General features: G+C 51.7%; 17 protein-coding genes. 10 read left to right on the top strand and 7 right to left on the bottom strand.

Annotated features, from left to right (window positions below; genetic code table 11):
* Window positions 1–496 precede the first annotated feature (496 nt).
* Window positions 497–1,264 (top strand): methyl-accepting chemotaxis protein, encoded by a 768-nt coding sequence (locus tag HCN83_RS12405; RefSeq protein ID WP_168007769.1) that lies wholly within the window; start codon window positions 497–499, stop codon window positions 1,262–1,264.
* A gap of 270 nt (window positions 1,265–1,534) precedes the next feature.
* Here the strand turns inward: HCN83_RS12405 and HCN83_RS12400 are convergent, their stop codons facing one another.
* Genes HCN83_RS12400 through HCN83_RS12390 form a run of 3 tightly spaced genes read right to left on the bottom strand, consistent with a single transcriptional unit; the run spans window position 1,535 to window position 2,205 of the window.
* On the bottom strand, window positions 1,535–1,735 hold the full coding sequence (locus tag HCN83_RS12400; protein ID WP_168007767.1) for a hypothetical protein: 201 nt from the start codon (window positions 1,733–1,735) through the stop codon (window positions 1,535–1,537).
* Complete coding sequence (locus HCN83_RS12395) at window positions 1,713–1,934, bottom strand: transposase (RefSeq protein ID WP_168007765.1); 222 nt, start codon at window positions 1,932–1,934, stop codon at window positions 1,713–1,715. The genes HCN83_RS12400 and HCN83_RS12395 overlap by 23 nt, the downstream gene beginning before the upstream one ends.
* Window positions 1,935–1,962: 28 nt before the next feature.
* Window positions 1,963–2,205: a hypothetical protein gene (locus HCN83_RS12390; protein WP_168007763.1), complete on the bottom strand. Its 243-nt coding sequence runs from the start codon at window positions 2,203–2,205 to the stop codon at window positions 1,963–1,965.
* Between the two features lie 224 nt (window positions 2,206–2,429).
* Between HCN83_RS12390 and HCN83_RS12385 the strand changes: the two genes are divergently transcribed.
* From HCN83_RS12385 to HCN83_RS12370, 4 genes are all read left to right on the top strand, one after another.
* Window positions 2,430–3,803 (top strand): DUF2254 domain-containing protein, encoded by a 1,374-nt coding sequence (locus HCN83_RS12385; protein WP_246238223.1) that lies wholly within the window; start codon window positions 2,430–2,432, stop codon window positions 3,801–3,803.
* A gap of 81 nt (window positions 3,804–3,884) precedes the next feature.
* Window positions 3,885–4,214 carry a hypothetical protein gene (locus HCN83_RS12380; RefSeq protein ID WP_168007762.1) on the top strand — a complete coding sequence of 110 codons (330 nt, stop codon included), beginning with the start codon at window positions 3,885–3,887 and terminating at the stop codon, window positions 4,212–4,214.
* Window positions 4,215–4,450: 236 nt separating this feature from the next.
* Entirely contained in the window at window positions 4,451–5,587 is a 1,137-nt protein-coding gene (locus HCN83_RS12375; RefSeq protein WP_168007760.1) for a S8 family peptidase, read from the top strand.
* A 146-nt stretch (window positions 5,588–5,733) separates the two neighbouring features.
* Window positions 5,734–6,204, top strand: a complete 471-nt coding sequence (locus tag HCN83_RS12370) for a hypothetical protein (RefSeq protein WP_168007758.1) — start codon at window positions 5,734–5,736, stop codon at window positions 6,202–6,204.
* 398 nt (window positions 6,205–6,602) lie between these two features.
* Here HCN83_RS12370 and HCN83_RS12365 read toward each other — a convergent pair whose 3' ends face one another.
* The gene (locus HCN83_RS12365) at window positions 6,603–7,847 is read right to left on the bottom strand and encodes a YncE family protein (protein WP_168007756.1); all 1,245 of its coding nucleotides are present in this window, start codon (window positions 7,845–7,847) and stop codon (window positions 6,603–6,605) included.
* A 446-nt stretch (window positions 7,848–8,293) separates the two neighbouring features.
* Here HCN83_RS12365 and HCN83_RS12360 point away from each other — a divergent pair, with 446 nt between their 5' ends.
* Both HCN83_RS12360 and HCN83_RS18445 read left to right on the top strand, forming a co-directional pair.
* Window positions 8,294–14,176, top strand: coding sequence for a pullulanase (locus HCN83_RS12360; RefSeq protein ID WP_343033727.1), 5,883 nt, complete (start codon window positions 8,294–8,296; stop codon window positions 14,174–14,176).
* Window positions 14,177–14,818: 642 nt separating this feature from the next.
* The gene (locus HCN83_RS18445) at window positions 14,819–15,925 is read left to right on the top strand and encodes an HD domain-containing phosphohydrolase (RefSeq protein ID WP_168007754.1); all 1,107 of its coding nucleotides are present in this window, start codon (window positions 14,819–14,821) and stop codon (window positions 15,923–15,925) included.
* 30 nt (window positions 15,926–15,955) lie between these two features.
* Here the strand turns inward: HCN83_RS18445 and HCN83_RS12350 are convergent, their stop codons facing one another.
* Window positions 15,956–16,117, bottom strand: coding sequence for a hypothetical protein (locus tag HCN83_RS12350; protein WP_168007752.1), 162 nt, complete (start codon window positions 16,115–16,117; stop codon window positions 15,956–15,958).
* A 270-nt stretch (window positions 16,118–16,387) separates the two neighbouring features.
* Here HCN83_RS12350 and HCN83_RS12345 point away from each other — a divergent pair, with 270 nt between their 5' ends.
* Window positions 16,388–16,732, top strand: a complete 345-nt coding sequence (locus tag HCN83_RS12345; RefSeq protein WP_168007750.1) for a hypothetical protein — start codon at window positions 16,388–16,390, stop codon at window positions 16,730–16,732.
* Between the two features lie 840 nt (window positions 16,733–17,572).
* Here HCN83_RS12345 and HCN83_RS12340 read toward each other — a convergent pair.
* Window positions 17,573–18,061, bottom strand: a complete 489-nt coding sequence (locus HCN83_RS12340) for a sigma-70 family RNA polymerase sigma factor (RefSeq protein WP_168007748.1) — start codon at window positions 18,059–18,061, stop codon at window positions 17,573–17,575.
* A 412-nt stretch (window positions 18,062–18,473) separates the two neighbouring features.
* On the opposite strand from HCN83_RS12340, the gene HCN83_RS12335 reads away from it, so the two are divergent.
* Window positions 18,474–18,944 (top strand): competence protein ComK, encoded by a 471-nt coding sequence (locus HCN83_RS12335; RefSeq protein WP_168007746.1) that lies wholly within the window; start codon window positions 18,474–18,476, stop codon window positions 18,942–18,944.
* Window positions 18,945–18,990: 46 nt separating this feature from the next.
* Here the strand turns inward: HCN83_RS12335 and HCN83_RS12330 are convergent, their stop codons facing one another.
* Complete coding sequence (locus HCN83_RS12330; protein ID WP_168007744.1) at window positions 18,991–19,890, bottom strand: LCP family protein; 900 nt, start codon at window positions 19,888–19,890, stop codon at window positions 18,991–18,993.
* A gap of 172 nt (window positions 19,891–20,062) precedes the next feature.
* Between HCN83_RS12330 and HCN83_RS12325 the strand changes: the two genes are divergently transcribed.
* On the top strand, window positions 20,063–21,397 hold the full coding sequence (locus tag HCN83_RS12325; RefSeq protein ID WP_168007742.1) for a hypothetical protein: 1,335 nt from the start codon (window positions 20,063–20,065) through the stop codon (window positions 21,395–21,397).
* Window positions 21,398–21,430 lie beyond the last annotated feature (33 nt).

The raw sequence follows: 21,430 nt of genomic DNA, 5'->3' as shown, positions 1-21,430 counted from the left end.
GCGAGCTCGTCCCATCTGTCAGCTTGAAAACCGGATGAAGGAGGTGAGCGCCGTCAGACGGGGAAAAGGAACGGATGACAGGAGCAAAACGTGATAGCGATTTGTCTACTTTATTGACAGAACCACAAAAAGCATTAACCTCGCCTGTAATATCTTTAACTTTCGTTTCAAAAGCGTTAAGAACCCTTGTAATATGTTTACGAGCATCAACTGACGACTGTTATAACGAAGAAATCATCATTTGCGGAAAGAACATGTTCAACTTCTGCCTTAAAATGTTCAACTTTTTTTGAGGGTCACAGCAGTAATGAAGTAAAGACGACTTTCGCAGCAGGAGGTCAGCATTTTATTGCTGCTTATCTAACATGTAAGCGATCTGATTTTCATAAGACATTTGGCCTGAATCGTTAAAATAATCTGACTAATCGACGATAGTAACCGTAGGGCATGTAAAAATGTAAGTCAAAAGTCTTGTGGAGGGGGAGATAATGCGAGTATGGAGGCGGTAAACGTTCAGGAGCACGAGCTGATAGAGGTGAAAGAGGCGGCTGTGAGTCTGAAAGAAAAGTCGGATGAGTCGGTCGCGGTGTCAAAGGAAGGAGCAGCTTCTTCTGAGGAAACGGGGGCGAAAATAGCCGGTATCAAAGACGCTGTTGACGAAACGATGGCGGTTATTCACCGGCTGGAATCACGGTCAAATGAAATCAACGATATCATCCGGGCGATGACAGATATCAGCGACCAGACAAATTTACTCGCGCTGAACGCGTCGATCGAAGCAGCGAGAGCCGGTGAATACGGGCGCGGATTCGCTGTCGTAGCCGATGAGGTACGTAAGCTGGCCGAGCAGTCCGGCCGCTCCGCTGATAAAATCAGGGGTATGATCACGGACGTACAGGAGGATACGCATTCATCGGTCGAGGCGATGCAGCTCGTAAGCCGGGAGGTTGAGGCCGGCGTAGGCTCTGTGGAAGAAATGAAAGGCATGTTCCGTTCTGTCGAGACAATCAACGCTGATGTGGACAGTCACATCTCCAACGTACTCGGCGTGATTGAATCAATGACGGAAAAGGCAGCGGATTTAAACGGACGGATGGAGGAGTTTTCGTCCTTTGCCGGACAGATGACTGAAAGCACCGGCACGGTCGCAGCAACATCAGAGGAATCGCTCGCCTCGATGAACGAAATTGCACTCACGTCAGAAGAGCTGAGCACAATCGCGCTTGATTTACAGGAAGAAATCAGCGGCTTTAAAACGAGTTAAAAAAATATCGCGGGACCCGGCCACATGCCGGGTTCTTTTTTTGCGTTTGAGTAGGAAAGGGTTCGCTCATTCGGGGAAGACACGGCCGGACGAACGTGTTCAACTTTTGCTGCAAAAGCATGAACCTCGCCTGTAATATCTTTAACTTTCGTCTGCAGACGTTTACCTGTTTTGCGGTCACAGTCGCTGTGACGTCAAGATATAAAATGTTCGTTTTGAGGGCTGACCGCAAAGCGAACGGGACCCTTGCCTGACAGGGGTCCCGTTTCCTTATGCCTGATCCGACTGGCGTGCTTTCCATTTGTAATACCCGCTTTTCGATACGCCGAGCACTTCGCACATCTGCTCGACGGAGTAAGTTTCTTCAAGGCTGCGGATGTGCGCAAAAATGACGCGTGGCTTTTCGTAAAGAATGCCGGGACAGCTCGGAGAATCGCACCTTCTGTTTTTAACGATTGATCCTTCTTTCATATGTTCGCTGCAGTTCTCTCATTCCGGCCTCGGTTTTGAATTCGCCGGCTGATTGGTTCTGTTTGTAGTCCTTCACCCATTTCCCGACGGTGGCCCGGTGTTTGCCGATTTGGTCGGCCATTTCTGTAACGGTGCGTTTTTCTTCCACGATCTGCCTGGCAATACCCTGGTTAAACGAAAGCGGTACATGCTTTGGCATGACGTCATGTCCTTTGTTTACTGCCTGGTTACGAGCTGGTGCTTTGTCGGCTGATGCGCCTGGCGACGTAACGTACCGTGTAAAAGGAAGCCGAGACAGTTACGGTAAACAGCAGTGCGGCAAGTGCCGACAGGGCAGCCATGACGAGGTAAAAAACGGTGTCACGAACCATCGCCGGGTCGCTGGTGACGGACAGATAGCCGAAGGTGACAACGGCGAAAAAGAAAAACATGGCGATATGTATGCCGATCGCGAGACGGTACGGTTCCATCTATCTGCTCCTTTCATCTATTCCTTCCTTCCAGTTTACAGGAGAAACCTGCAAACGAAAACGGTTTTTAGCCAGTTGAACAACGTTTGTGGCGCAGACTGTCGAATGTTTTTGTAAAATCACGGCAACAGGTTTCATTCCCGTCTCCAGGCGGGAATGAGCCCGTCAGAATCGATGAAGGCGTCAGGCTGAGCTTTGGCGCCAACGAAAAAGGAGGCTTAACGATGATGCTGCTCCAGCTGCTGCCGGCGTCACTCAGAAAATATTTTACGATGTCGCGGCGCGAGCGGAAGCATGAAATCCAGTCGACGCTCTGGTATATGCCGCTGCTTTACGTATCCGTATCTGTTTTTCTCGTTGTATTTGCATTGTTTTTAGATATTCAGCTGGACATTGAACGGCAGCTGCCTCCGATCGTATCCATTACAGCTGAAACAACGCAGATGCTCGTCAGTACGCTTATCGGTGGTATTCTCACACTGAGCGCGTTCACGCTGAACTCCCTGCTCGTCGTGCTGACGACGTTCAGCGGGCAGTTTTCACCGCGGATGCTGCTAAATTTCGTGGCGGATCGTCGGACGCAGCACGCGCTCGGCGTATTTAACGGCAGCTTCGTCTACGTTCTGCTCGTGTTTTTATTTATCGGCAGCACGGAACGGGAAAATTTTGCGGCTGTACCGATCACAACGATTTTTCTCGCGTTTTTAACGGCGATGACGTTTATTTATTTTATTAACCACGCGACGACGTGGATGCAGGTGCACAACATAACGAACACAATGAAGGAGAATTCACAGCGGATCATAAAAGATACGCTGAGCCGGGAGCTTGAAGTGTACCGGGCGGAAACGTCTGGCGACATGAAGCTCGAATATGAAGAAGATACTGTGCGCGTGCAGGCGAAAAAAAGCGGCTACGTGCAGCTTGTTGACTACCGAAAAATGCTTGAGCAGGCACGGCGCGATGATATTATCGTGCAGTTTCACCGCCGCATGGGCGAATACGTGCTGGCTGGAAACGAGCTGTTCAGCTACTGGGGCCCTGGAGCAGACGACGTGGAGATGGACGACTACTCGGCGATGGTGCAGATCGGTCATAAGGAGCTTGAGCTGCAGGATTTGCAGATGGGCATGTACAAGCTTTCCGAGATTGCGATTAAGTCGATCGGCAACAAGGATCCGAAAACGGCGATGACGACGATGCACCAGATGGCAGAGCTGATGCTGGAAGTGGTGGAATATATTACGTTTACCCCGTACTTACAGGATGAAAATGGGCAGACGCGGATCGTTCTCATGGCGGAATCGTTTGAGTCGTATTTATATAAAGGCTTCGGCTTTATCCGTCATTACGCCGAAGATGATCACGTGCTATTGACGGAGCTGATCAACTGCATGGCAAAAATCGCAGAGTCCCTTGATGAAACGAAACAGGAAACGATCTGGGCGTTTGCATCCGACATTTTCCGTCATCAGTCGCCGGATCAAATGTACCGGCTCGATTTAACGTTTATGCTCGAATCGCTGCAAGTACTCAGCCGCGTCACCGATAGCGAGGAAGAGTTCAAGCAGATCGAGGAGCGCATGCAGCCGGTATAGACGGAATGATTCCTATCGACGCCAAACCCGTTTCAGCGCCCTTTTTTAGTGGTACACTGACTGTAAAAGGAGGTTTTGTTGATGAGCCATCATACGCATGACAACCATACGCACGAGCATTCTCTTTCCTGCGGACACACGAAAATCCGCCACGGTGATCATATTGACTACGTGCACGACGGACATCTCCACCACAAGCACGAGGAGCACTGGGATGAGTGTAAGATCGGCGTGAGTGATGAAAATCCTGATTCATGCACGCCTGTGCAGTCGGACTGTGAGCACAACGAAGACTGCGGACACGAGCTTGTTCCGCACGGTGATCATTATGATTACCTCGTTGACGGACGCCTCCATCACGTACACGGCGATCACATTGACGACCACGGACCAGTTGACGTCATTAAGTAAACGAACAGGGAACCTGTCGGAGGTAATCCGGCAGGTTCTTTTATTCAGTGCGGAAGGACTTGCTGAACAGAGTTTCATAAAAAGACAGGCTGTCGGGCAGAAAGTCCTTTATTTAGAGAGAAATTTCTGAGACGGGATAATGAACAAGCGTTCAGTATGTTGAAAAGACAACCTGTTCCGATTATTCTGAAAAAACACCGCGGTGGTGCAGACTAATTCGGAAAAGGGGTTTTGCGATGAAGAAAGTACTTTTTATGACAGCAGCGGCAGCGCTTTTCGCCGTACCGATGAGTGCAGGGGCAGTCAGTCCGCAGGGAGATACGGAAAAGCAGGAATATTTAGTGGAGTTTTCAGGTCCGGCTGAAGCAGGACTGATGCAGGCATTCGGCGTCAGCGAATCCGACGTGCTGCATACATACAATTTGCTGGATGTTCAACTGGTGGAGCTGTCAGAAGCACAGGTGCCGCTTCTGGAAAGCCATCCGCACATTGAAGCGGTTGACGAAAATGCGGAAGTGACAACACTCAGTCAGACGGTACCCTATGGCATCGATCAGGTGCAGGCAACCGATGCATACGCCCAGGGAATCAGCGGTGACGGCGTCAGCGTAGCAGTGCTTGATACCGGCATTGATGCAGACCATGAAGACTTGGCAGATAACGTTGTCGGCGGCTATTCGGTTTTCAGCGATGCAGATAACAGCAATCCGTTTTTTGACGGGAACGGTCACGGAACGCACGTTGCCGGTACAGTGGCGGCAGTTGATAACGACCTCGGCGTGATCGGGACAGCACCGGATGCGGATCTTTACGCTGTGAAGGTTCTGAGTAACGAAGGAAGCGGTTCGCTCGCCGGAATTGCAGAAGGAATTGAATGGTCGATCGAAAACGATATCGACATCATCAACATGAGCCTCGGCGGATCATCCGGATCGTCGGTTTTGGAAAGTTTTACGGATCTCGCCTTTGAAGAAGGGTCTTTAGTGATCGCAGCAGCCGGAAACAGTGGAAACCGCGGCGGCAATAACGACACAGTCGGCTTCCCGGCGAAATACGATTCCGCGATGGCGGTAGCAGCCGTTGACGAAAACAACAACCGGGCGACGTTTTCCAGCACCGGGCCGGCAGTTGAAATTTCTGCACCGGGCGTGGATGTATTAAGTACAGTTCCAGGTAACGGATATGCGTCGTTTAACGGAACGAGCATGGCAGCACCGCACGTAGCTGGTGTAGCGGCACAGGTGTGGCAGGCGAAGCCGGAGCTTTCAAGCGCCGAAGTGCGTGATCTGCTTAACGACACGGCCGTTCCACTCGGTGCTTCTCATCAGTACGGAAGCGGACTCGTCCAGTCGCTTGACGCGATCAACGACTAATCAGTAAAAAAACAGGCAGAGGCGGGAGAACCGCTCCTGCCTGTTTTTTTATGTGGTGTCATGTTTCAGGGTATACTGACAGAGGGAAAAGAGAATTGTCAGGAAAGCGCGTGAAAGCAGTCAGTATAACTAAGAGGAGTGATGAAGTGGCGAAGGCAAGCATCAGGATGAACGTGCGCACCGGAGAAATTGAAATTAAAGGCTCGGAGGAATTTGTCCGTGAACAGATGGAGCAGCTGGATGACCTCGTAGATCGGGTCAGGAGCGGGCCGTCACAGGCTGCCGCGGCAGAATGGCCGCAGCTGCAGCCTGAAGATGATGCGTTCGGGGAATGGCTCTACCAGTTTCACGATGATCTGAAGGACGTCGACAAGGCGCTTGTCGCGGGAAAGTACATTCAGGAAAAGAGCCAGGAGCGGGTATTTAAGTCGAGCGCCGTGGATGACCTGCTAAAAGACAACGGCATCCGGCTCACCAATCCGTACCGGGCGATCAGCGTCCTGCAAAAGAAAAAGTACATCATCACGATCGGCAAGGACAGCCACTCCAAGCTGTATAAAATATCGCGCGAAGGCGAGCAGCAGCTCGAAAGCCTCGCGCGCACTCCGCCGGGATAAGGCGCCACTCCGTCTGCATGCAGACGGAGCTTTTTTAATTTGGAAAACGAGCACATCTACTTTTGCCGGCAGCTGCCGGCCTTTGCTCAGGGCAGGTGGGTTTAGCGGGCACCGGCCCGGTTTCCGTCTGAGGGTTAAGTTGCAAGTAAGTTACTTTCCAAGGCGGGAGCTTTCGGCAACGGCGCCGAAAGCCTCTATATTAGGCTTAAGTTGCAATTGGGTGTCGTTAAGTTACACTTGGGCCCGCTTAAGTTGTTTTATTCGTTATAACGGCCTGTTAAGTTGCCTTTGTCCGACGTTAAGTTACTTTGCCCCGCCAATGGCCTTTCGGCAACGGCGCCGAGCCCTTCCATTACATAAAAAGCTGTCTCCCGTCAGTCGGGAGACAGCTTTCTTCGTTATGAACGTGCTGTTTTTGGCTTTCCGAAGAGGAGGGCGCCGCCGATGCCGGCTGCAGCGAGGGCGATCCAGATGGAGAACGGTACGCCAGCTGCTGTGTCAGGCAGTTCGTCGCCTTCGAACTGGTAGTTGTCATACGTGGTGCTGCCCGCATCAATCACGCGGATGTCGATTCCGTGCGGATCGGTGCCGTCGATGCCGGTAAAGTCAATCGTATGGGCGATTTCCAGCGTTTCCACGTCAATGACGGAAATGCCAGGAGAGTCGCCAGCCATGTCATGCGTGCCAGTTGCAGGCTCTGGTCCGCGAAGCGTCACGTAGAAGTATTTGTTATCCGGTGACGTAACGGCTAAGTCCGGTGCATCTCCGACAAATTCCTGTTCTGCTACAATTTCTTTTGTTTCGGTATCGATGACGGTCAGGCTGTCCGATACGCGGTGAACGGTGTAGAGATACTTGCCGTCTGTTGTGAAGTTTTTGCCGTGCGTATCGAGACCGCCGGCATCTGCTTTATGGATCATTTCATCCGTTTCGGTATCAAATACGTAAAAATAGCCGTCATCCACGGAGCCTGAGTTTGCGTACATTTCCGATCCGTCAGGGGACAGGAGCGTGCCGCAGCCGTGTGGATGAACATCGTTTTTATCAAACTGCTCGATGACTTCAAGTTCTTCGGTATCGACTACGACGAGTCCGCCGCCGCCAATCGTTACGTAGGCTTTGCTGCCGTCTGCGTTAAAGTCGAGGCAGATCGGCCGGTGATCCGGAAATTCGTCTTCGTTTTGCAGGGAGTCCACCTCTGTCAAATCAAGCTCCTGTGCCACTTCATATTCCCCGTTCTCATGATCCAGGGAAATTTGCGACAGGCTCTCGCCAGGCGTGTTGGCGACGAGCACGGTTTCCCCGTTTGGATTTGGAACGGCAGCGTGAGCACCTTCATCTGTTTCAATTGTTCCAACGACTTCCCGGCTCTCCCCGTGAATGACGGAGACGGTACCGCTGCCCATGTTTGCAGCATACGCATATTCGTAGTCATCATCAAAAAGCAGCATGTGCGGGTTTTCACCGACGTCATCAAAATCTATCGTATCAATTTCTTCGTGATCCTCGTTATAAATATGGATCGTATCCGTCCCTTGATCGGCCATCCACACTTCGTACTGGGCATCACTCTCCGCTGCTGCAGGCGTCGCACCTGCAATCAGCAGAACTCCGCCTAAAAGGCCGGCTGTCCATTTCTTCATAAAGAACTCCCCCTTAATAGTAGTTAAAACATATCAGCTTAATCGGTTATATAGACTTTATCAGAATTTTTCATACGATTCAAGTAACATTCCCAAAATGACTGCACGGTCCCAAGCAGAAAGTAGGAGGGAATCGATTCCTGAATCTGTGCACGCGCGTGCACTCCTAGTCAGGTCGACCTGAATATTGCAGGAAAGACTGAGCCGAAGTCATATTTGTTCCGGATTATGTTGAATTGTCAAAAAATATACGGTATGCTAATAGGCAACGAAAGCGCTTGCAAATCATTCTGAAAAAGAATATACGGCTGCGCTTTTATTTATGGCGTTAGTGCAAACGTTTTCGCAAGTTGCACAACGTTGCACGTCCGGATTCAAAACGTGCAGGAAGGGGCTGAGTAAGACGACAGGTTCAGGGTCACTTATTCACGAGGGGAGAGAAGAGCGTGTATAAACGAAAAACGAAACGAATGGCAACGATGATGGCCGGGGTGATGGGACTAAGCGTATTCTCGTCATTTGCACCGGTAGTGACAGCAGAAGAGAGCGCGGACGACACGAACAGCCTTCGCGTCCACTACGACTACGGCGATCTCGACGTATCCGAACTTGGGCTATGGTTTTTTGGAGAGGGTATAGAAGAAATGCCCGGTGAATGGCCGGAAGGAAAGTGGTTTTCGGACTACGGGACGACCGACTACGGCGCCTACGTTGACATAGAATTTGAAGATGGAACTGAAGAATTAGGTCTCGTTATCAATAACCGTGATGGAAATAATGTGTCAGAAGATGATATCACGATCGACATTCTCGCAGAAGAAATGGACGAGGTGTGGATTTCGCACGAGGAACACGTGTATTACTACGAGCCGATCGAGTTTGACGATCAGGTAAGGCTCCATTATCAGCCGGAAGGCGACACGGTTGAACCGCTCGGCTTCTGGGGCTGGGGTGGTGTAGCACATTCCTTTGACGATTGGCTGGATGACGCGCTGCGTTTTTCTGACGATCAGGCCGGAGCATACGGCCCTTATATTGATGTTGATGTTGAATCAAACGCCAATGGATTTGGCTTTCTGTTAGTTGATACGGAGACGGGAGACCAGACGGACGATCTCAACTTTAACGAGCGCGACGTGCACAGCCAGATCTTTATGCGTGAAGGGGACGATACGGTTTACACGAACCCTTACTACGTAGCGCACGAAGAGGAAGAGCGTGAGTATAGGGAAGGCGAGTACGACATTGCCGTTTCCGGTTCGGCTGACGATGCTTTTCATTATGATGAAAATGCGGTCGTGGACATCGACATCGAGAACAACAGCGATGTGGAAATAGACGAGCTTTCGATTGACGCAAGCCAGCTTGGCGGAAGCAGCGAGCTGAACGTATCGACGGAGTTAAACCGCGTGACGATCGCAGCGACCCATGACACGGATCCGGGCACGTACGAGCTGCCTATTCGCGCAGTCGATGAAGAAGGCGGCGTGTATGAGGGCAGTGCAGCGGTCGAAGTAGCGGCACGTGAGAAAGCAGAAGGCGACTTTGACTGGGACGAAGCGATGATTTATTTCATGCTGACAGACCGTTTTTACGACGGCAACCCGGACAACAACGATCCATACGGCCTGGACTACAGCCAGTATGACGACGAAAATCCGCGAGGCACGTACCAGGGCGGCGACTTCGCCGGGGTAACGCAGAACCTGGACTACCTGGATGATCTCGGCGTTAACACGGTCTGGATTACGCCGATCGTGGAAAACGTCGCACATGACGTGGAGTGGGACGCTCCTGACGGAAACTACTTCGGCTACCACGGCTACTGGGCGAGCGACTTTGAGGAGCTGAATCCGCACCTTGGTACGTTGGAAGAGTTTCACGAGCTGATTGACGCAGCGGCAGAGCGCGACATGAAAATCATGGTCGACGTTGTGCTGAACCATCCTGGTTACGGGGTGAAGGCAGAAGACGCGCTGCCGGAAGACGAAGCGCCGGCCGGCTATCCGGATGAGGAAATTGTGGAACGATTTGACGGCATGATCCGTGATAACCCGGGCAGCGACGATTTAACGATGGAGCTTGCCGGTCTGCCGGACTTTGAAACGGAAAATACGGAAGTCCGTGAGCAGCTTGTCGACTGGCAGACAGCGTGGCTCGACCGCTCGACGACGGAAAACGGAAACGCGATTTCCTACTACCGGGTCGATACGGTCAAGCACGTCGATGATACGACGTGGCAGCACTTTAAAAATGAACTGACAGAAAAAGATCCGTCCTTTAAGATGATCGGTGAATCGTGGGGCGCAGGTCAAAACAACGACCACGGTTACCTGCGCACAGGGACGATGGATTCCCTGCTCGACTTCGAGTTTAAAAACAGCGCCCGTGACTTTGCACGCGGTGATATGGAATCCGTGAACAATGATTTGATTGAACGAAATGAAGGCATGGACAGTGCTGCGCTTCTCGGACAGTTCCTTGGCAGCCATGATGAGGAAGGTTTCCTCTACAATCACGGCGAAGAGGCGCTTATGATTGGCTCTGCATTGCAGATGACAGCAAAAGGGCAGCCGGTGATCTACTACGGTGAGGAGCTCGGGCAGTCGGGCGACGATAACTGGCCGGAGTATGACAACCGCTATGACTTTGCCTGGGATGACGTGGAAGGCAATCCGTTCCACGAGCATTACGCGAAGCTGCTTGATTTCCGAGGCGAGCATTCGGAGCTCTTTGCCCGGGGTACCCGCTCGGAAACAGCAGGATCAGATGACGAAGGCTACCTCGTCTTTGAGCGTGCCTATGAAGGCGAAAATGTCTTCGTCGGACTGAACACAGCAGACGATGCACAGGAAGTGACGCTGAACACGACGGAAGCAGACACTGTCGTCACGGATGCGTATTCTGGTGAAAGCGTCACAGCAGAAGAAGGAACGGTCACGATGACGATTCCGGCACCTGCGGACGGCGGAACGGTTCTTTTAACGACGGAAAACGGAACGATCGCTGACGGTGAGGAAGCGGACGCACCGGTGGAAGACAGCGACATTCCGGAAGATCACCTGCGCGTGCACTTTGACGCGGGAGACAGAAACATTTCATCTCTCGGCGTCTGGTATTGGGACGGCGCAGCAGTACCAGCTGAAGAGAATGCAAGCTGGCCTGGCGAGCAGCGCTTCAGTGAAGATCGCATGTCCGACTTCGGTCCGTACTATGACATTGAGCTTGAGGCAGGAGCAGACCGCCTCAGCATGCTCGTGAACAATACCGGAGGCGACAACATTACCGGTGATGTGAATGTCGATTTGATTCACGAAGACATGAATGAAATCTGGATGTACGAAGACGGAAGCTACTCGCTCGCGGAACCGGCTGACATCGGCGACGATGAGGTACGGGTTCATTATTACAGCGAGGACGGCTATGATTTTGACAGCATCTGGCACTTTGGAGATACGCTGAGCCCGTCTGAAGACTGGCCGACAGGCGCGACGCCATTTGCCGGCGAAGGCCGCTACGGTCTTTACGCTGACATTGAGCTTGCCGAGAATGCAGAAGAAATCGGCTTCCTGTTCCTGGATCAGGAGTCTGGAGAGCAGTCGGGGGACATGAGCTACAGCGATCTGGAGCGTTCGAACCAGATTTTCGTGAAAGCCGGCACCGATCAGGCATTTAACAACCCGTATTATGTCATGATGGACGGCGTACAGAGTGCCGAAGTCGTGTCAGATGAGCGGATTGAAGTCCGCTTCAGCGGTACGGGCGGATTGAGTGAAGAACAGCTGATGGAAGAGCTGACGATCACGGACCGCGACGGAGAGGCTGTTTCCTTTGAGAGCGTCACGATCGACAGCGATACAGTTGTGTCCCTGCACGGATCGTTTGATTTAGAAAAAGCACCGTATACGATTACGTTTAACGAACGGACAGCCCAGGCGATTATCGGCTGGCAGCTGAAGGATGAGCTCTACAGCTATGAGGGCGATCTCGGAGCTGATTTGCACGAGGACGGCTCGGTGACGCTGAAGGTCTGGTCGCCAAGCGCAGATGACGTATCCGTTCGTCTCTATGATAAAGACGATCAGGACAATGTTATCGGTGACGATGTAGCGATGGAGCGTCAGGACAGAGGCGTCTGGGAAGTAACGCTTGATGAGAATACAACAGGCGTGTCCGACCATACGGGCTACTACTATCACTACATGATTGAACGCGACGGCGAAACGGTTGAAGCGCTGGATCCATATGCGCCTTCCATGGCAGCCTGGGACAGCGGAGCTGACGATGCCTATATCGGCAAAGCAGCGATTGTCGATCCGTCTGCTATCGGACCAGAGCTTGATTTTGCAGACATTGACGGCTTTGAAAAGCGCGAGGATGCGATTATTTACGAGCTGCACGTCCGTGATTTCACGTCTGACCCGTCTATTGAAGACGAGCTGGATAGTGAGTTCGGAACGTTCTCCGCGTTTGCAGAGCGGCTCGACTATCTGGAGGAGCTTGGCGTAACACACGTACAGCTGCTTCCGGTGATGAGCTATTTCTTCTCCAATGAATTTGCGGCAGATGAGCGGATGCTTGATTACGCATCGACCCAGACGAACTACAACTGGGGCTACGACCCGCACAGCTATTTCTCGCTGACGGGCATGTATTCTGAAGATCCGGAAGATGCAGAAAAGCGGATCGAAGAATTTAAGAATCTGATCCATGAAATCCACGAACGCGATATGGGTGTGATCCTCGATGTGGTTTACAACCATACGGCCCGCGAGCACATTTTCGAGGACCTGGAGCCAAACTACTACCACTTCATGGACGCTGACGGCACGTCCCGCATCAGTTTTGGCGGCGGACGTCTCGGCACGACGCATGAGATGTCACGACGAATTCTGGTCGACTCGATCATGTACTGGGTTGAAGAATTTAAAGTGGACGGCTTCCGTTTTGACATGATGGGCGACCACGATGCCGAGAGCATTCAAATCGCCTATGACAAAGCGAAGGAAGTGAATCCGAACGTCGTTATGATCGGCGAAGGCTGGGTGACGTACGTCGGAGATGAAACTGATCCGGACGTGCAGCCGGCTGACCAGCAGTGGATGCAACATACGGAAAGCGTCGGGTCTTTCTCAGATGACTTCCGTAATGAGCTCAAGTCCGGCTTCGGCAGTGAAGGCGAGCCGCGCTTTATTACAGGCGGCGCGCGTGATATTGAGCGGATTTACAACAACGTAACGGCGAATCCGTCCAACTTTACGGCAACGAACCCGGGTGACGTCGTTCCATATATCGCAGCGCACGATAACCTGACGCTGCACGACGTGATTGCCCAGTCGATTCAAAAAGATCCAAAAGACCATCAGGAGGAAATTCATCAGCGCATCCGTTTAGGAAATGCGATGGTGATGACGGCGCAGGGCACAGCCTTCGTGCACGGCGGTCAGGAATTTGGCCGGACGAAGCAGTTCCGTGACGATGACTTCATCGGACCGGTAGCGGAGGAAGATGCACCGTACAAGTCGACATACATGGAGGATGCAGACGGCAATCCGTTTGAATATCCATACTTTATCCATGATTCGTACGATTCCACTGATGCAATCAACAAGTTTGACTGGGAGCTCGCCACGAACGAAGAGGCGTACCCGCTGAACAGCATGACGCGTGAGATGATGACCGGTATGATCGAGCTGCGCCGTTCCACGGATGCGTTCCGTCACGGCACGATGGACGCGATTGATGAGCACGTGTCCTTCATCGATGCACCGGAAATTGAAGACGAAGATCTTCTGATCGGCTACCGGGCGGAAGATTCGGAATCCGATGCAGCGTATCACGTCTTCATCAACGCAGACGACAGCGAGCGCACGCTGACGCTCGACATGGATCTGACAGACGGCATCGTGCTTGCAGATGCAGATGAAGCCGGTGTGACAGAAGTCGCGGATCCGAACGGCTTTAACCTGACGGAAGAGTCACTGACGATCGACCCGCTGACGGCGGTTATCGTGCAGACGGGCGGCGAAGAGCCGGCTGACGAGCTCGATCCGGAAGAGAGAAAGCTGCAGGAAATGACAGAGCTGTACGGAAAAACGGACGCGTATATTGAAGAGGGCTATATTACCGGCCCGATGCGCGGACAGCTTTCCAATACGGCAAGACAAGCTGTGCACCATCAGGAAGCAGGACGATCTGATCAGGCACGTTCCTTTATGGAGCGCTACGCCGACAGGCTGGACTCTAATCATGCAGAGCGTCATGTCGAAGAAGAAGCACGACAGGAGCTGAAGGAGCAGGCAGAACGCATCCTCAGCGAAGAAGACTGATATCTATTCCCCCTATAAATAGATAGACGAAGGCCCTCCGTGATTCACGCGGAGGGCCTTCTCGTGGTTAGAGTGTCAGCAATTTTGCAGATTGCAGCTTCTGCTTTTCGGAAAATGAGCGGGTGCGGATTAGTCTCGGCGGAACATTTCTGCTTCAAGCGTAACTTCGAGCATAGGCTTCACTGCGTTTTGGTAAAACGGCTTAGTATCCAACTAGAACACAGCAGCGGCCGAACGTGATTGACGTAACGTAACAGATCCTGATAACGAATAACATATCGTAAGCTTCCTTAGCTGTAACGTATTACGATGTAAAGAGAACAACCTGCCGAAACTGCAGTCTGCCAGGATGGAGGCGGTCATTTTAAGAGAGGATCGTCTGAGAAACTATCGGTTGCCGACAGCGTCCTGGAATCTTGTAGGCCAGGGTTTCGCGCGACTTCAACTTCGCATCAGAGAGAACTGGCAGCCAGCAGATACGTGTATGTTGCCATTTCTGCATAGGGAAATATGCATGCCTTTAAGGTGAGTGAAACGGTTATGGCAGAGGAATGAGCCATTTTACATAATAAAACTACATGAAAGTCCTGTTATGAATCGTGGAAATCCAGCCTCGAATCTGATTTAATAAGAGGAGAAGAGGTGATCATACAAATGGAGTGGGTCTATATTCATCGTCACGCGTATCGTGCGCTTGATCGCAAGCTGGTCGAAGACGTATATTCCAAACATAAAACGCTGCTGCTTAAAGAAGGGACTGTCGTCACAGCAGCCCATATCCAGCTGCTTTTTCAGCATGGTATCAGCCGGGTTGCCGTTGGAGGAACAGCGTCGGTGCTGGAGCAGCTGGAGCAGAAATGGGAAGGACGGCACAGCGGTTTTGTGCGTGCCTACCGGCTGCAGTATGAAGAAATTAAGCGTGTATTTGCCGCAGCTGCAGAAGGGAGCGAAATCGACGTCACTGCCTGCTCGCGTCAGTTTGAGCAGCTTGCCGAGGAAGCACTGGCAAGCGGCAGCATGCTGGTTGCTCTTCAGCAGCTGCAGGGGCACAGCGACTATACGTACCGTCACAGCATTCACGTTGGCATGCTTTCTTCGCTGATCGCAAGGCTTGCCGACTTCCCGCACGACATGGTGATGGAAATTGGGAAGGCAGGTCTTTATCATGACATTGGCAAACTGCGTATTTCGCAGAGTATTATTCAAAAGCCATCCGCACTTACAAAGGAAGAGTTTCAGGAGATGAAACGGCACCCGGAGCTTGGGGTTGCTCTCCTTGAAGCAGGCGGAGACGCCCCGGGTATTATCCGGGACGGCGTGCTCGAGCATCATGAACGTCTTGACGGAAGCGGATACCCGCAAGGTCTAAAGGAGGCAGAGCTTTCTGCTGCCGGATTAATCGTTGCAGTAGCGGACGTATTTGATGCTATTTCTTCAGACCGCAGCTATCAGAAAAAGTCGTCCCCGCTGCGAGCTCTCCGAATTGTAACGGAAGAAATTTTTGCCGGAAAGCTGTCGAGCCGGTTTGGATTCCCATTTACCGCCCAAATGCTGCAGTTGTACACGGGAGCGGACGTCTATTTATCGGACGGACGAATCGGGAAAATCATTCAGCTGGCACCAGATGATCTGGAGCATCCGCTCGTACTCGTCGGGCAAAACGCTTTTCATCTGCGCGGGAGCGGACTGTCCATTATCGATTTTGCTGATCCGCATGTACGTGACAAAAAAGAAAAGCAGGAATCATAAAAAACGGGCTGACAGGTCCAAAACAGAATGCTATACTTTACAAAGTGATGCGGCGTTCAGGAAGAACTTCCCTTCAAGTTCGGAAGAGCCGTCACCGGGGAGGCAGATCGGAAGGGACAGACCTGCACCAATTGCCGTTATTGATACACCGTTTAAATGCAGCTGCCATACATAAGTATACAACCAGTACATACTGCCGCCTCCCCGGAGTTCTTCCTGAGCTGCCGCATTGAAAAGACCGCCGTTGTGGCGGTCTTTTTCAGGCTGTTGACAAAGTCAATCAGCTTACATGATTATTCGATTGATTGTATTTCCCCTCTGTTTACCGAGCCTGCCATGGGCTTGTCTTCAGCTATTTCTCGGGGTGACCCCTGTATGAAGGGAAGAAAGGCACGGCTTCACTCGGACACAGGCTTCTCACGAGAAGCCTTCAAGACCCAGTCCGGCTCCGCTCGTGCGGTGATGCCGTTCGTAGATCTGAACGGCACGGAATCTTCAGACTGCGCTGATTCCACAGGCGTCCCCGCCGGACACATCGGGGAAACGGCTCTGCTTGTTGGAGAACAACGTCACAACAGACAGACACGACTGTTTTTTTACGTTTATCATAAATTCGATGAAGGACTGGCATCCCTATTTAACATCGAAACGTCTGATCTGGGGGGCTATCCATATGGAACCGGATCGTACCTTCATAACCAGCACATGAAACGCACTGCCAGATGCCGGCATCGAAGGATCTCGACTCCGGGAGGATCAGAACGAGGCGAAGATCCAGCGCTTCCGACAGCAGGAGGAATCGGTTAGCTGAGGCCGTTCCCTCCGGAAAGCGAGCGTCCGCAGATACAGGCAGATGCAACGTTATTCACTTAAAATGACTTTATCCACACTCTGGAAAAGACCGCCGTTGTGGCGGTCTTTTTTTTGCAGTTCACTTATAAGTAAGTGCTTAAAGTAAAAGCTGCCTTGGAAATAGGTCGTTCAACCAACGTACATCAAGCTGTTCCACTCTCGGCGAAGGCTTACCCAAGGGCTTGTTCCCGACTACTATTGGCGAAAGAGTGTGTCGCCAACATGAATTCTCGCACTGCGCTGATCCTTTGGGTGTTCTCGCCTTTGTTCCACAGCGTTCGTAATGTTCATCTTTCATGGTGCAGGTTGTCATTGCATGAGTGCCTCTGTTCATGTTTATTGCTGATGAAAGGACATGTCACTGCAGCTCGGCAAGCTTGCCGTGGACGAGCTTCTTCGCTGCGCTGCGGGATCTTCCCGGCTCACTGGCATCCGCCGGTTTTCGCTGCTATTCGATCATACAGAAGAGAAATCGTTTCGTTCTCCACCTTTCCACTCAAAAAAAAGGAAAGACAAGGTGATCTTCAAAATGCCTGCGGGAAGAGAAAGCGTAATTATTATCCCGTACGCAAGGAAAGAATAGTGGAAGGACTTCTATGCTGTAAGCGAAAAATCAGCGGCAGGTGTAGTTTGTTTCTATCAACACCAGTCATTAGAGAGCCAAAGTAAAAGCATCGATTAAAAAGACAGCGGCTTTCTCCGCTGCAAGTAAAGAACGAAGAAGCTGTTCGTTTCTTCAAAAGCAAGCAGCTGAGGCGCGCGCCTTACCGCCCAAATGCGCTGTGCGCTATTAGTCTACCATTCCAGCTTCTGCTGATGGGCGAGTGCCCGCAGTTTGTGCAGCGCCTGTTTGCGCCATCCTTTTACGGTGTGGACGGAGACGCCCAGGCGCTCCGCAATTTCGCTCGGTCCGCTTCCTTCGGTTACATAAAGCCGGAGCCATTCCATTTCACGGCCGGACAGCGGGAGGGACTGGATAAAGCTGAGCAGACAGATGAGCCCGGCTGTGTCCTGCTGATCAGGGAGCATATGCTCGTGCTCCATCGCGACCGATCGTTCGCGCCGGCGGTTCTGCCTCGTCAACTCCTGCTGGATACGGCCGTACACGTAGCTTTTTGCAAGCGGCGCAAACGGTCCGCTCTCGGGATCATACTTCTCCCACGCTTCATGGAGCGCAATTCGCCCAATCTGTTCAAATTCATCCAGCTCCCCGTAGAGCCGCCAGCGGCTGATACATCCTTTAATCATCGGCGTAAATTGTTCCAGTACATCGTCAAACTGCATCGTACACAACCAGTGGAAGGTGCGCACCTTCAAGTATTCCGCGGTAAAATCAGTGTAGGCGGAAAAGGAATGCACGTCCTGTAGGTGAACATGATGTTTGTCTGAGGAAACGTCACGGATCCAGTGAGTGAAATACATGTTAATAAGGGAATTGAAAGAAAAATTAGAAAAAATATGAAAAATGAATTGATATTCATTTTTTGTTCGTATATGATAAAAAAGAAGCAGAATTAGTCATAAAGTCTTGGGTGATTTTGCTTTGAGAGATAAAGAAAAACGGGCTCCCGAGGGCGGGAGGCATGACCGAGGAAAGGAATGAGGCACTGGGTACCAGTCTGTTGATTTGCCGACTCCACATGACATATTCATCAAACTTTAGATGCAGCTATTATTTGAACAGGGAGAGTAGACGATGAAGACATATCGATATGTGATTACATGTGATACCCAAATGCTGACTCCTGCCATACACGAGCAGGGAGGCACGATCGTTCAGGAAACAACTAAAACGCTCCACGTCTACCAGACGCCTCTGCAGATTATCGAGGAGAACTGCTGGCGCCAGGGGTATGCCACGTATAAAGGCAGGATCGATGCTGCCCGCAACATGCTAAACTATCAAAAGCGAGTCCCGGTCGTCATTAACGGCAAGGATACCGCCTGCTTTCCGACTCATTCCCCGGAAAGGCACGAATGCGCCTGGGTCTTCGCGTCCCACATTTCCATGCTGACTGAAGAGCCGCTGTCTAAAAAACTCGCGACTGCGGTGACGTGGAACGGAACGCGGATGCCGCTGAATATATCCTTACACACCGCCGAAAAACAGTTCAATCGCACAAACAATCTCCTTCGCTTTATGCAGACGTCGCACGCGGCAAATTAAATAGACAGAAGAACCGTTCCCGTATTTTTCAGGAACGGTTCTTTTTTTAGAGGTCCAAGTGGCGCTTCAGTTCAGATGAGATCCGTTCCTGCTCGGCTTCATCGACAATGAAATACCAGACGCCGTCAATCGTGTCTCCTGTGCCTTCAATCGCAAGTTGTTCCTTCGTTTCAAGAGCGGGGCGGTAGTGCTGAAATAGTGTGGTGACGTCGCCCATGTCCATGTTGGTGCGAATGTGATCGCCGGCGATATCAAGAAAACCGGGAATTTTAGTGATCGACTGAAGCGATGCAGCCTCCTGCAGCAGACCTTGAATCACGAGCTGCTGACGGTCGTTCCGGCCCAGATCGCCGCGGGGATCCTCGCTCCGCATCCGCGTGTAGGCAAGCGCCTGCTCCCCGTCCAGATGCATTTCCCCTGTCCGGAAAACATGTTCGTTATACTGAAAATCAATCTCGTTCTGCACCGTTACACCGCCGACGAGGTCAATCATTTCCTGAAAACCAGTCATGTTTACAGAAAGCACGTGATCGATTGGAATATCAAGAAAGTGTTCTACCGAAGCAGCCGTCATTTCCTCACGCCCAAACGCATACGCGTGGTTCAGTTTGTCGACCGTACCGTGCCCGACAATGTCAGTGCGCGTATCGCGGGGAATGCTTACCATGTAATAAGAGCCTTTATCCGGATTGAGAGTGACAACGATCATTGTGTCGCTTCGTCCTGCTTCCCCATCTTCAGCGTCTACCCCGATAAACAGCAGCGAAAGCGGATCGCCTTCCTGCACCTCGCCATAGCGGTGGGGAGACTGATAGCGTTCGAGGCCTTCCTGCATTTCTGCAGATACTGTCCGCTGCAGCGAATAATACAAATAACCGCCCATCCCGACAACGCCAACGACGACAACAAGAAATGGAATGACGAGAAGCAGCACCAATTTTTTCATCAGACTCCCTCTTTCTTAGTAAGCTGCGAATTGTTCGTTAAAAAGAACGGATGTATGCTTTCATTGTATTCGTTATTGCGAACATAAGCAAGGACTTTTTGACTCAATTTCCTGAAAAACGGGTATAGAACGAAACAGAGGCGGCACGGCTGCCAGGAAGGCGGTGACGGGGATGGAGGACTGCCCGGTCTGCGGATCGGAACGGACGGAACGAGTGTGCAGCGGATGTGGATACGGGAAGAAAAAAACCGCGCAGTGGATCAGTTTTGGAGCGGTCGGAGCGGGACTGCTGTTATTTATTGCTATACCACAGCTGCTTTCAGCCGGCAATCCGCCGAAGGAAACAGTGGCGGAGCTGGAAGAAGCCGTCGCGCAGGGGGATACGGAACGAATAGCGGAATTAACCGTTTTAGCGAACAGTGATGAGCAGCTGACGATCAATCAGGCAGCCCCTATGAGCCTTTATCTGCAAGAGGAGGGGCACGACGTTTTCGACCGGCTTTACGATCAGGCAGCTGAAGTCGCAGATGGAGCACAGATTTCTGAAGACGAACCGTGGCGTATCGTCCGCGAAGGAAATTTCTTCTCCAGCTACTCGATAGAAGTAACGCCTGTTCCTTTTTTTACGGCAGGGGGATTCGTAGGACTTGAACTGCTAATGGAGGACGGAACGGCTGTCACCGTTTCAGAAGACGTTCACGCCTTGTACGGACCGGTGCTGCCTGGTATTTATGAAGCAGAGCTTTTCTTTGAAGGAGAATATACAACAGTGGATCAGACGGCCTCATTCACGATTGAAGGGCCGGATACGGCGGTAATCGAACTGGAACCGGGTGCAGGACGACTCGATATAGAAGTGCCTGACAGTGCGGTTCTTACGATACGACGGAACGGTCAGGAGATCGATCACCGGCTGACGACAGACGCCGTTTTTCCTTTTGACGAAAGCTTTTCGATCGAAGCAGCTCGTCCGTTTCCGGATGGGAGGGCCTCCACCGGTGACACAATCGTGCAGGACAGCAGTCCGGATTTGAGCAGCCTGGATGCGGATTCGGAGCTTGCTGCTCATTTGGCGGAAACATTTGAAAACTACGTGTGGGGAGTGGCAGCTGCAGAGTCACGGAACGATGAGAACCTTCTGACGAGTGCGAAGGATTCTCTACGCCGGGCGATCGAAGAAGAGATGCGTATCCGCCGCGCTCAGGGGTTTATGCGAAAAACGGATGAACTGCTGCTGGAAACGGATCCTGAACAGGCTGAAGTATTCGAAACAGAAGGAGTCTGGATCGGGCGGATACCGTTTCACATAGAACGCACAGATACTTGGTACCGGCATGGAGATGCGTTCGAACAAAGCAGTTCAGAAAGAAGCGGAATCGTACATTTAGAGTTTGATGAAGAAACAAAGCGCTGGCTCGTCGGCTGGGTAGCGGACCTCGGATCGGCATCCTTCAGCACAGAGACCCCGAAGCAGCGTGAAGAAGTGTTTGACTGGAGCGGAAGCTGACGGGTATGCTTAATACCATCTATTGGAAAGGAC

Source organism: Alkalicoccus luteus (assembly GCF_012034335.1).
GTDB classification, from domain to species: domain Bacteria; phylum Bacillota; class Bacilli; order Bacillales; family Salisediminibacteriaceae; genus Alkalicoccus; species Alkalicoccus luteus_A.
Note: the sequence above shows the minus strand (reverse complement) of the source record. Positions and strands in the feature narration are given on the sequence as shown.

Bases quoted from the DNA above. Each gene is read 5' to 3' on its own strand.
- HCN83_RS12340 (WP_168007748.1), bottom strand. From the start codon at position 18,061: ATGCAGTTTGACGATGTACTGGAACAATTTACGCCGATGATTAAAGGA.
- HCN83_RS12345 (WP_168007750.1), top strand. From the start codon at position 16,388: ATGCCGTTCGTAGATCTGAACGGCACGGAATCTTCAGACTGCGCTGAT.
- HCN83_RS12395 (WP_168007765.1), bottom strand. From the start codon at position 1,934: ATGCCAAAGCATGTACCGCTTTCGTTTAACCAGGGTATTGCCAGGCAG.
- HCN83_RS12375 (WP_168007760.1), top strand. From the start codon at position 4,451: ATGAAGAAAGTACTTTTTATGACAGCAGCGGCAGCGCTTTTCGCCGTA.
- HCN83_RS12385 (WP_246238223.1), top strand. From the start codon at position 2,430: ATGATGCTGCTCCAGCTGCTGCCGGCGTCACTCAGAAAATATTTTACG.
- HCN83_RS12380 (WP_168007762.1), top strand. From the start codon at position 3,885: ATGAGCCATCATACGCATGACAACCATACGCACGAGCATTCTCTTTCC.
- HCN83_RS12400 (WP_168007767.1), bottom strand. From the start codon at position 1,735: ATGAAAGAAGGATCAATCGTTAAAAACAGAAGGTGCGATTCTCCGAGC.
- HCN83_RS12365 (WP_168007756.1), bottom strand. From the start codon at position 7,847: ATGAAGAAATGGACAGCCGGCCTTTTAGGCGGAGTTCTGCTGATTGCA.
- HCN83_RS12330 (WP_168007744.1), bottom strand. From the start codon at position 19,890: ATGAAAAAATTGGTGCTGCTTCTCGTCATTCCATTTCTTGTTGTCGTC.
- HCN83_RS12390 (WP_168007763.1), bottom strand. From the start codon at position 2,205: ATGGAACCGTACCGTCTCGCGATCGGCATACATATCGCCATGTTTTTC.
- HCN83_RS12350 (WP_168007752.1), bottom strand. From the start codon at position 16,117: ATGTACTGGTTGTATACTTATGTATGGCAGCTGCATTTAAACGGTGTA.
- HCN83_RS12405 (WP_168007769.1), top strand. From the start codon at position 497: ATGGAGGCGGTAAACGTTCAGGAGCACGAGCTGATAGAGGTGAAAGAG.
- HCN83_RS12325 (WP_168007742.1), top strand. From the start codon at position 20,063: ATGGAGGACTGCCCGGTCTGCGGATCGGAACGGACGGAACGAGTGTGC.
- HCN83_RS12335 (WP_168007746.1), top strand. From the start codon at position 18,474: ATGAAGACATATCGATATGTGATTACATGTGATACCCAAATGCTGACT.